Annotated in this window: 9 protein-coding genes; 7 read left to right on the forward strand and 2 right to left on the reverse strand. The window is 47.0% G+C overall.

Features of this window, described 5'->3' with window-relative positions; genetic code table 11:
- Positions 1-30: 30 nt before the first annotated feature.
- Positions 31-1,857, forward strand: a complete 1,827-nt coding sequence (locus QUA44_RS05470) for a response regulator (RefSeq protein ID WP_333276559.1) — start codon at positions 31-33, stop codon at positions 1,855-1,857.
- A gap of 235 nt (positions 1,858-2,092) precedes the next feature.
- Positions 2,093-3,715: a calcium-binding protein gene (locus tag QUA44_RS05475; protein ID WP_333251982.1), complete on the forward strand. Its 1,623-nt coding sequence runs from the start codon at positions 2,093-2,095 to the stop codon at positions 3,713-3,715.
- Positions 3,716-3,782: 67 nt separating this feature from the next.
- Here the strand turns inward: QUA44_RS05475 and QUA44_RS05480 are convergent, their stop codons facing one another.
- Positions 3,783-4,145, reverse strand: coding sequence for a hypothetical protein (locus tag QUA44_RS05480; RefSeq protein WP_333251983.1), 363 nt, complete (start codon positions 4,143-4,145; stop codon positions 3,783-3,785).
- Positions 4,146-4,544: 399 nt separating this feature from the next.
- On the opposite strand from QUA44_RS05480, the gene QUA44_RS05485 reads away from it, so the two are divergent.
- Positions 4,545-5,387: a photosystem II manganese-stabilizing polypeptide gene (locus tag QUA44_RS05485; protein ID WP_333251984.1), complete on the forward strand. Its 843-nt coding sequence runs from the start codon at positions 4,545-4,547 to the stop codon at positions 5,385-5,387.
- Positions 5,388-5,849: 462 nt separating this feature from the next.
- The gene (locus tag QUA44_RS05490) at positions 5,850-6,623 is read left to right on the forward strand and encodes an RNA polymerase sigma factor SigF (protein ID WP_333251985.1); all 774 of its coding nucleotides are present in this window, start codon (positions 5,850-5,852) and stop codon (positions 6,621-6,623) included.
- 353 nt (positions 6,624-6,976) lie between these two features.
- Here the strand turns inward: QUA44_RS05490 and QUA44_RS05495 are convergent, their stop codons facing one another.
- Positions 6,977-8,143 carry a pyridoxal phosphate-dependent aminotransferase gene (locus QUA44_RS05495; RefSeq protein ID WP_333251986.1) on the reverse strand — a complete coding sequence of 389 codons (1,167 nt, stop codon included), beginning with the start codon at positions 8,141-8,143 and terminating at the stop codon, positions 6,977-6,979.
- Between the two features lie 237 nt (positions 8,144-8,380).
- Here QUA44_RS05495 and QUA44_RS05500 point away from each other — a divergent pair, with 237 nt between their 5' ends.
- From QUA44_RS05500 to QUA44_RS05510, 3 genes are all read left to right on the forward strand, one after another.
- On the forward strand, positions 8,381-8,893 hold the full coding sequence (locus QUA44_RS05500; RefSeq protein WP_333251987.1) for an adenine phosphoribosyltransferase: 513 nt from the start codon (positions 8,381-8,383) through the stop codon (positions 8,891-8,893).
- A gap of 189 nt (positions 8,894-9,082) precedes the next feature.
- The gene (locus tag QUA44_RS05505; protein ID WP_333251988.1) at positions 9,083-10,123 is read left to right on the forward strand and encodes an ABC transporter permease; all 1,041 of its coding nucleotides are present in this window, start codon (positions 9,083-9,085) and stop codon (positions 10,121-10,123) included.
- Between the two features lie 118 nt (positions 10,124-10,241).
- The coding region (locus QUA44_RS05510) for a leucine-rich repeat domain-containing protein (RefSeq protein ID WP_333309544.1) at positions 10,242-10,732 on the forward strand (491 nt) is incomplete at its 3' end.

The following is a 10,732-nucleotide window of genomic DNA, read 5'->3' on the forward strand; positions in this document are numbered from 1 at the left end:
CTCTATCCAACTATCTGCGAGATGTTTACCATGATTGAATTTAATAAAATGTTAACAAATCCTACCCTACCGTTATTTGATACTAGCATTATTCTGATCGTTGATGATATGCCAAGTAATTTGAAGGTGCTTTCAGACACGCTAGCAGATGCCAGCTTTGAAGTGGCAATCGCGACCAGTGGTGAAGGTGCGCTTCAACAATTGCAACATACTCCAGTGTCGTTGATTTTGCTCGATGTGATGATGCCAGGAATTGATGGTTTTGAAACCTGTGAGCGTCTCAAAGCAAATCCGGCAACTGCGAATATTCCTGTGATCTTCATGACGGCTTTGTCCGATCCTGTGAATAAAGTTAAAGGTTTTGAATTAGGGGCGGTTGACTACATTACTAAGCCATTTCAACAGAGTGAAGTGTTAGCACGGGTGCGATCGCATCTCAAGCTCAGTCAATTGAGTCAAGCTCTGGAAGCCAGAAATGCAGAACTGCAAGAACTCACAGAGGAACTGGAGCAACGAGTTGCTGAACGAACTCAGGAATTGTTTGCATCAATTGACACCCTCCAACAAACCCAAAACTTACTGCGTTTGGTATTTGATACTGTCCCGCAATGGGTGGCGTGGAAGGATATCAATTCAGTATATTTGGGTTGTAATCATAGTTTTGCTAAAGCTGCGGGCTTAAGTTCACCTGATGAACTTATTGGTAAAAATGACTACGATTTTCCGTGGAGTCAGGAAGAAGCAGACTCGTATCGAAACGGCGATCGGCGCATTATGGATTCTGGTCAAGCAGAACTCCATATTATTGAGCCATCGCGAGGAATAGATGGTCAACAAATCTGGTTAGATACCAATAAGATACCTCTGCGCGATGCCAACGATCGTGTGTTCGGCATTTTATTAATAACAGAAGATATTACGGAACGTCAGCAGGCCCAAGAGCTACTAAAACAGCAAAAACAAAATCTGGAACAAGCCCTTGAAAAACTCCAGCGCACTCAGATGCAGCTTGTGCAAAGTGAAAAAATGTCGGCGCTAGGCAATCTCGTTGCAGGCGTGGCACACGAAATCAATAATCCTGTCGGCTTTATCAGTGGCAATATTAAACCGGCTGTGGATTACATTCAAGATGTATTCGGTTTGCTTGAGTTGTATCAGCAAGAATATCCCAATGTCAGTGACGTGATTCAAGATGAAATTGAGGCGATCGACCTAGATTATATCCGTGACGATTTACCGAAGCTAATTGACTCGATGAAGTTGGGCGTTCAACGTATTTGTGATATTAGCACGAGTTTGCGAACGTTTTCTAGAGCCGATCAAGACTACAAAGTTCCCTTTAATGTTCATGAAGGGATTGAGAGCACCATCTTAATTCTTAAACACCGGCTGAAAGCTAACGAACACCGTCCGGCGATCGAAGTTGTCACAGATTACGGGAATCTTCCTCAAATAGAATGCTTTCCCGGTCAACTTAACCAAGTATTTATGAATTTGCTCGCAAATGCGATCGATGCTCTAGAAGAGTCAAGTCAAGGACGCAGTTTTGCGGCAATCGCAGCTAATCCCAATTGTATCAAGGTGAGGATTGGTCGATCGGGCGATCGGCATATCAAAATTACAATTGCTGATAACGGGGCGGGGATGACAGAAGCTGTGAAACAACGGATTTTTGACCATTTGTTCACAACGAAGGCCGTAGGAAAAGGTACTGGGTTAGGATTGGCGATCGCCCGCCAGATTGTAGTCGAAAAACATGGCGGCACAATTGATGTGAATTCCCATGAGGGAGAGGGGAGTGAATTTGTGATAGTTTTACCTGTTAGCGAACAAAAATTGCAGCCCTTCGTCATTTAATAAAATAGGTTCGTAGCGCGGACTTTAGTCAGCTCATCAATTTCAGCGGACGCGAGGACGCACTACGAACCTATTTGTCGATCGCACATCAAGACACTCGCACCAATCTCCCCCGCTGCTTCGCGACTATTGCCAAAATCTCAACTATGCTAACGTAGGCAAGCAGTAATGCCCTGCTACCAAGGCTATTAACCTAATTTAAAGAATTCTTTTATTGAGGAGCGGTGTATTCCCTATGGCAAACCTGATTGGCACAGACAGCAACGACTTTATTTTAGGAACTCCGCAGGGCGATCGAATTCGCGCTTTAGATGGCGATGACACGCTCCTGGGCGCCAGTGGAGATGACACCCTAGAGGGGGACGCGGGCAACGACCAACTGCTCGGAGGCGACGGAGGAGATTCGCTGTTTGGGGGCGAAGGAAATGACGAACTCATTGGCAACCAAGGCCGCGATTTTGCTTTAGGCGGAAACGGCGACGACTCAATTCTCGGCGGTTTGGGCAACGACATCATCGAAGGCAACGACGGGTTAGACACCTTATTCGGAGATGCCGGCGACGATGTGATTCGCGGCAACGCGAACTTTGATGTGATTGCCGGCGGTACTGGCAATGACAGCCTGGTGGGGGGTGACGGAGACGATTCGGTGTTCGGGAATGCTGATGAAGATTTTCTCTACGGGGATGTCGGGAATGATTCTCTCAACGGCGGTAGTGGCGGAGATCAACTGTTTGGCGGTGACGGCAACGACTATCTCCTCGGTGCCGACGGTGACGACACTTTGTATGGCAATGACGGCACTGATTCGCTCTTCGGTGACTCCGGCAACGACCAAATATTCGGGGGCAAGGCTGACGATACGGTTTTTGGCGGCATCGGTTCCGATACGCTTCGCGGCGATTTAGGCGATGACTCGGTACTGGGAGATGAAGGCAATGACTTCCTCTTTGGTGGCAAAGGTAATGATGTTTTAGACGGCGGTTTTGCCGATGATTCCTTGGCCGGTAATCTCGGTGACGATACAATTCTGGGCAGTTTCGGTAATGACAATTTATTTGGGGCAGAGGGTAATGATTCTCTGATCGGAGGTGAGGGTTCGGATACTCTGACTGGCGGTAGTGGCAGCGATGTTTTTGGATTGGGAGCCGGGCCTGGCAGTTTGGTTTTAATTACTGATTACAATGACGCAGAGGATTTCTTTGGACTGCCGAGCAATTTATCTTTCGGTCAACTGGTAGTTAGCCAAGGCAACGGTTCAAATCTCAGGGATACAGTAATTACGCTCGACGGCAAGCTTTTAGCAATTTTGACAGACACTCCGGCGGCGCTGATCGATGTCAACGATTTTATCGCTGTGACTGGGACGGTTACTCCCAGGCCAACCACAACTACAACTACAACTACAACTACAGTTACAACCACAATTACAGATCCAACTCTAACTCCAACTCCAACTCCGACTGAGACTCCAACTCCGACTCCAACTCCGACTCCAACTCCCACCGAAGCAGCGACGCCGACTCTCACGGAACCAGCGGCGCCGACTCCGACTCTAACTCCAACTCCGACTCCGACTCCAACTCCGACTCCAACTCCGACTCCGACTCCAACTCCGACTCCGACAGCAGCACCAACTCCGACTCCGACAGCAGCACCGACTCCGACGCCGACTCCGAGGATTCCGATTCCGCCGACAGTTAGCGTGCCTGATTCGCCTCTGCTATCAATTAGTTCGATCCCCCCGGCGCCGACTCCCGGACTATTGCCAATGCCGGGCCAGACGCCGATATTCCCGACGGTGGTGCCGAAGCCGCTACCTTTTCCTACACCTGTTCCTACACCTTTCGGGTTCTAGGTGCGATCGCGCAGCTCGGTGATGAGTGATGAGTTAATGTAAAACTCACTAAACTCATCACTCATCACTATTTAACGTCCTGGGGAGTTTCTGCCGAGTCTTGTGGCGACTCGGCTGGAGAATCTTCTAGGGGAGATAATTGTTGGGTGTACCCCAAGAGCGATCGAAGTTTCATGCGGTGGATGTAAGGCCAGCCGCCATTGGCTTCAATATTCCTGAGCAGTTTGTAAAGTGCTTGGCGGTTGTCGGGAAAAGACGCTTGAAACAAACCGTCCCGAATTTCCCGGTGCGAAGCTTCCAGCCTCCGCAGCAGGGCCAAAAGCAGCAGACTGTCTCCCTGACAACTTTCGGCTAAAGTCCGAATCGCCTCTGTCAGCGATTGCATTTGAGACTGCAACTTTTCTGACTCTAAATCTTTGCCGTTGTCCATACTGCTGCTTCCTTTGAAATCTACAAGGCCTTGGTCCCCAGCCTTTTGGTCAACTGACTAATCGAGCTAGTCGCGATCGCCATTCGGGGTCATAAGCAAAGTAACTTAAGTAGGTTGACTTAAGCAATATTAATTTGCAGTCCAAGTCAGGAAAAGAGCACAACCCGTCGTACCATGTGTATTGGGCTGCGATCCGAACTTTTGAGAAATCATAAGTTCATGCTTATTTTCACGGCGCACTAGCTTGATTTTTTGAGTCAATGCCGGTGTCGGTGAAGCGAGCGAGCTGGATCTAAATGCTGCCCTAAGCGCTGGCCTAGCCTGCCGGCGGGCAATTATATTTTGCTCGAAGTAGGGCTTTTTCTTAATATAATCCGATGTTGGATATTGAGGTTTGCAATGAAATATCGTGCTTTAATTGTTGCACTTTTAGCATTTTGCATGAGTGCGCTGGTTGCTTGTTCTTCTGCTTCTGACACGACGGTGGCGACTACCGAGTTGCTCACCTACGACGAGATTAGAGGTACTGGCTTGGCTAATAACTGCCCTAGCTTGGCAGAAACTTCTCGGGGATCGATCCCCATCGAAGCGGGCGGCACTTATAAACTGACTGGTTTGTGTTTGCAGCCCACCACTTATTTTGTCAAGGAAGAACCAGCAAACAAACGCCAAGAGGCGGAATTTGTGCCTGGTAAATTGCTGACACGGTTCACATCGAGCATTGACCAAGTTCAAGGTACGCTCAAGGTCGGTACTGACGGAACTCTGACTTTCAAAGAAGAGGACGGCTTGGACTTTCAAGCTATTACGATTCAATTACCGGGCGGAGAGCAAGTACCTTTCTTGTTTACCATTAAAGAACTGGTAGCTAGTTCCGAACCCGGAGTAGTTGCTATCAATACTTCCACCGATTTGAGAGGGGAGTTTAACGTTCCTTCTTACCGCAGCGCAGGCTTTTTAGACCCTAAAGGTCGCGGGGTAGCGACTGGCTATGACAATGCTGTAGCGCTTCCGGCTACTGACAATTCCAAACTGAAACGGTCTAATGTGAAGCTGGCTGACACCCGCACTAAGGCGGGCAAAATTTCTCTCCAAGTTGCTAAAGTCAACAGCGCCACTGGCGAAGTTGGCGGGATTTTTGAGAGTACGCAGCCTTCTGATACTGATTTGGGAGCTAGACCCGCTCTGGATGTGAAAATTCGGGGTTTGTTTTACGCTCGCATTGAGCCTTCTGTATCGTAAAATTGGCTTTCTGGATTGATCGAACTTGAGCAGTTTCTGGCCGTAAAGCTCCTGCTCGCCCTTCATTAGCCAACAGTCTTGAGCAATATAACTTAGGACTGTTGACTAATGACTAAATTTATGATTAAATTGTGGTCATTCGCAAGTTATGAAGTTGGGATTTTTAATTAATTAAAGTATTGTATTCACAGCGCTTTCAGCTTATAATATATTTTTCAAAAAACCTGCTTAAATTGGGGATTGTGCCGAAGGCCTTCTACCTGGTAAAAGTCTGCCTTATGCCGAAAACCTTTGGATAATCCCGCTAAATCCGTTCACGTTCCGAAAACTCAACTGGTGTGTCCGGTATCACACCCATTAAGTGCTAGGATTACAATACCTAAAAGTGATTTTTTTTAGACTAGATGGGAAACTAGATCTAAAGCAACCTCAGTCCTCTGCTCTACCAACCCTTATGTCACCATGTCTACCACAGTGCCGAACGAGCTAAAAAGCGAAAATTTGCAATTGTTGCGCGAGTACCAACTTTCTGGATCGAATGCAATCCGCAATCAGTTAGTTAAACTGAATATTGGACTGGTCAGAAAAGAAGTTTACCACTGGATCAACCAGTGCGGCGAAAGCTACGACGATTTGCTGCAAGTCGGATGTATTGGGTTGATCAGGGCGATAGAGCGGTTTGATATCGCGAAGGGGCACGCTTTTAGTTCCTTTGCAATTCCCTACATACGGGGCGAAATTCAACACTACTTGCGGGACAAAAGCCCTTGTGTGCGATTTCCCCGCCACTGGCAGTCCCTGGAACGCAAGTCAGTAGCAGCGATCAAGGATTTGCAGGTGCAGTTAAACCGCAAACCTACGGATGCAGAAGTAGCAGCAGTCCTTGAGGTTTCTGTTGAAGAATGGCGAGAAATTAAGTTGGCCCATCTCAACCGGTCGCCTCTGAGTTTGGACGCGCCGGTGCAAGATGAAGATGAGGGGGCTACTTGTCTGGGCGAATTGATGCCCGATAGCAAGTATCGGAGTTTTCAGTTGGCGCAAGAGGATCAAATTCGCGTACAGCAAGCTTTGGCTATGTTGGAACAACGGACTCGCGAGATATTGGAGTTTGTTTTTCTCTACGATTTGACGCAGAAGGAAACGGCTGAACGCTTGGGTATCAGTGCGGTGACTGTTTCTCGGCGAGTTAAGAAGGGGCTGGATTTGCTCAAAGAGATTATGACTAAACAGCTTTAGTCAGTTGACAGTGGGCAGTTGACAGTGGGCAGTTGACAGTTGTTAGTGGTCAGTTGTTAGTGGTCAGTTGTTAGTGGTCAGTTGACAGTTGACAGTTGTCAGTTGGCAGTTGTTAGTGGTCAGTGGTTATTACTCATCAAGTAGGTGGTTACAAATAAACATTACATGGGGAGGGAGAGGGCGGGTTTTGCACTCATAAAATCGCTTTTATCATAGATTCTTCGCTGAACCCGCCCCTACGATATACTAGGTTTTTTGGGCTGACCTACTTAGTCATTAGTGAGTTGCTACCAATGCCCAATGCCCAATGCCCAATGCCCAATGCCCAATGCCCACTGACAACTGACTAATTTTTAGATGCTGCGGACAAATTTATCGAGCCTTTCTACGGCTTTTTTAATTGTGCCTAAATCGGTGGCGTAAGACAAGCGAATGTGGTCGTCTGCACCAAAAGCAATCCCCGGAATAACGGCTACTTGCTGCTGTTCTAAGAAAGCGTCACAAAATTCCAAAGAATTCATTCCAGTCTTGCTGATGTTGACAAACATATAGAAAGCACCGTCTGGTTTAATACAGCTAATTCCAGGGATAGCATCGAGTAATTCAAATATTACCTGACGCCTTTCGGCAAAAGCTAGTCGCATTTTTTCGACAGACTCTTGGCTGCTTTCCAAAGCTGCGATCGCGCCGTACTGTGCAAAAGTACACACATTTGATGTACTGTGACCTTGAATGGTGCTGGTGGCTTTGATTAATTCGATCGGCCCAGCCAAATAACCGACTCGCCAGCCTGTCATCGAGTAAGCTTTAGCAAAACCGCTGCTGATCAGGGTGCGATCAAAGATTTCTTTGCCCAGGGAACCGATGCTGACGTGTTGGGCGCCGTCATATATAATTTTTTCGTAAATTTCGTCAGAAACGACTAAAATATCTCGATCGACTATCACCTCGGCCAATGCTTTGATTTCCGCCGGAGTATACACCATTCCCGTAGGGTTAGAAGGCGAATTCAGTACAAATAACTTGGTTTTGGGAGTAATCGCTCCACTCAGTTGTTCCGGTGTAATTTTATACCCTGTAGAAGCATCAGTCCGTACAATTACTGGCTTGCCGCTAGCGAGTTTAACCATTTCAGGGTAGCTTAGCCAGTAGGGAGCCGGAATAATTACTTCCTCTCCCGGCTCGATCAGAGCCATCATCAGATTGTAGAGGGAATGTTTGCCGCCGTTGGTGACAATGATATTTTCTGGTTGATAGTTGAGATTGTTGTCATCGCGGAGTTTGCGGGCGATCGCAGCTTTTAACTGCGGTTCCCCAGCCACAGGGCCATACTTAGTCTTCCCCGCGTCTAAAGCTTGTTTTGCCGCTGCTTTAATGTGTTCGGGCGTATCAAAGTCGGGTTCTCCCGTACTCAAACTACAGACATCAATCCCTTCGGCCTTCATGGCTTTTGCCTTAGCTGCGATCGCCAAGGTTATAGAAGGAGAAACCTCACCCACTCGTGCTGCCAACTTAATCATTGGATTTTAGATATTAGATTTTTGACTTTAGATCATAGGGCGACAAATCGTGATATTCAACCCTGTTGTTAGGGAATTATGACATTTGTTTACATAGTACGTAAAGGATTAAGCAATTAAAGAATAAAAATTAAAGAAGTTCTTAGTTTTAATTTTTATTTTTAAATTTTAAATTTTTCACGTTATTATTATACCATTTTTGATGCCTCGTTACCCTCAACCCCGATCTGCAAGCTTATGGATATCAAATCTCTGATTCGCGACATTCCTGATTTCCCCAAACCGGGAATTATGTTTCGAGACATTACAACTTTGCTGCGCGACCCGCAAGGGCTGAGCTACACCATTGACAGCTTAGCCGAAAAATGCTCTGCAATGTCTGTTGACTATGTGGTGGGCATGGAATCGCGGGGCTTCATCTTTGGCGCGCCTTTGGCTTATAAAATGGGAATAGGCTTTATTCCTGTCCGCAAGCCGGGGAAACTGCCAGGTGCGGTTCATTTTGCTGAGTACGAGTTGGAGTACGGTGTCGATCGACTGGAGATGCACCGAGACGCGATGACATCCGGCAGCCGGGTGCTGATTGTGGACGATTTAATCGCCACTGGCGGAACAGCGGCGGCGACGGCTAAGCTGTTGGAGCAAGCTGGCTGCGAGCTTGTCGGTTTTGCTTTTATCATCGAATTGCAGGCTTTGGGCGGCAGGCAGAAATTGCCGGATGTGCCGATCGTCACGCTAGTTGAATATTAGTCAGTTAACTGTTAACTGTTGACTGTTGGCTGTTGACAAATAATATCCTTTCCGTTTGCATCGGAATTATTCATCTCTCTCTTTTCTTCCTCTGTGCTCTCTGCGTCCTCTGCGGTTAAATCATTCCGATGCAACTGGAATTAATATCATTCACAAATCTAAAATCTAAAATCTAAAATCTAAAATCGCATGACTTCTATTAAGTTAAATCGAAATTGGCGAGCGTTGAGTTCTCTGTTTGGCAGCGAGACATTTACTTATGTTTTCAAGCGACTGTTGCAGGCGCTGTTAACACTATTTTTGGCATCGATGCTTTGTTTTGCAATTATTGAGCTAGCACCGGGAAATTACTTGGACACTTTGAGCCAAAATCCCAAGATTTCGCCGGAGACACTCAAGCAACTAGAACAGCAGTTCGGCTTAGATAAACCAGCTATTGTGCAGTATGGGCGGTGGCTGCAACAAATTGTGACGCGGGGGAATTTTGGCACGAGTTTTGTGTATCAGCGATCCGTAGCTTCGCTGCTGTGGGAACGGGTACCGGCGACGTTGTTGATGGCGATCGCATCTTTGATTGTAACTTGGGCGATCGCGATTCCTTTGGGAATTGTCGCCGCCGTCAATCAAAACCGCACAGTCGATCGAGTTCTGCAAGTAGTCAGCTACACCGGACAAGGATTTCCCAGCTTTATCACAGCCTTGCTGCTGCTATTTTTTGCTCAAAATACTTCGCCTCTGTTTCCCGTCGGAGGAATGACGAGTATTGACCACGCAGACTTACCTTGGTGGGGTCAAATCCTCGATTACGGCTGGCACTTAATTTTGCCAACTGTCGCCCTCAGCCTTACTGGTTTTGCTGGTTTGCAAAGATTGATGCGCGGACAATTGTTGGACGTGCTGCGTCAAGATTATATCCGAACAGCACGGGCTAAAGGTTTGCCGGACGATCGAGTAATTTACATTCATGCTTTGCGGAATGCTGTTAATCCGTTGATTACGCTATTGGGTTTTGAGTTTGCTAGTTTGTTGAGCGGTGCGTTTATTGCCGAATATTTCTTTAATTGGCCGGGTTTGGGAAAGCTGACTCTGGATGCGGTGAACAATCAAGATTTGTATTTAGTAATGGCAAGTTTGATGATGGGTGCGACGATGTTGATTGTGGGGAATTTGTTGGCAGATTTGCTGCTGAAAGCGGTCGATCCTCGGATTAAGCTGGAAGATTTGAAATAGAAGACTTAATTCAGTAACAGAAGGTACGCAAGGGCGATTTGTAATAGTCAACAGTCAACAGTCTTCCCATTATCCATGTCCCATGCCCCATCCCCCATTACCCATCTCGGAGTGTTTTATGTCAGAAAAACCACCAAACGAGCCAATGAGTTTTAGCCGCTTTGCCGACTGGTGCAGGAATATTGACAGTCTTTCAAAACTGGCAAGACACGCAGTTGAAGCGTTGTTACACCAGGCTGGCACTGATAACGCTGAAGCTGCGGAACGGATACTTTTAAGCATGACAGAAATGGATCTGTGTGGCTATCAAATTACCGACATCAGCGCCTTGCGCTCGCTCACCAATCTCACAAACCTTTTTCTATACGAAAGTCAAATTACCGACATCAGCTCCCTCGGCTCGCTCACCAATCTGACAACACTGAATCTTGGCATTAATCAAATTACCGACATTAGCTCCCTGGGTTCGCTCACCAATCTGACAACACTTGATCTCTTTGGCAATCAAATTACCGACATCAGCTCCCTGGGTTCGCTCACCAATCTGACAACACTGAATCTTGGCATTAATCAAATTACCGACATTAGCTCCCTGGGTTCGCTCACCAA

The sequence above is a fragment of the Microcoleus sp. N9_A2 genome (genome assembly GCF_036701775.1).
Classification (GTDB): Bacteria; Cyanobacteriota; Cyanobacteriia; order Cyanobacteriales; family Microcoleaceae; genus Microcoleus.

Bases quoted from the DNA above. Each gene is read 5' to 3' on its own strand.
- QUA44_RS05470 (WP_333276559.1), top strand. From the start codon at position 31: ATGATTGAATTTAATAAAATGTTAACAAATCCTACCCTACCGTTATTT.
- QUA44_RS05495 (WP_333251986.1), bottom strand. From the start codon at position 8,143: ATGATTAAGTTGGCAGCACGAGTGGGTGAGGTTTCTCCTTCTATAACC.
- QUA44_RS05475 (WP_333251982.1), top strand. From the start codon at position 2,093: ATGGCAAACCTGATTGGCACAGACAGCAACGACTTTATTTTAGGAACT.
- QUA44_RS05505 (WP_333251988.1), top strand. From the start codon at position 9,083: ATGACTTCTATTAAGTTAAATCGAAATTGGCGAGCGTTGAGTTCTCTG.
- QUA44_RS05500 (WP_333251987.1), top strand. From the start codon at position 8,381: ATGGATATCAAATCTCTGATTCGCGACATTCCTGATTTCCCCAAACCG.
- QUA44_RS05480 (WP_333251983.1), bottom strand. From the start codon at position 4,145: ATGGACAACGGCAAAGATTTAGAGTCAGAAAAGTTGCAGTCTCAAATG.
- QUA44_RS05485 (WP_333251984.1), top strand. From the start codon at position 4,545: ATGAAATATCGTGCTTTAATTGTTGCACTTTTAGCATTTTGCATGAGT.
- QUA44_RS05490 (WP_333251985.1), top strand. From the start codon at position 5,850: ATGTCTACCACAGTGCCGAACGAGCTAAAAAGCGAAAATTTGCAATTG.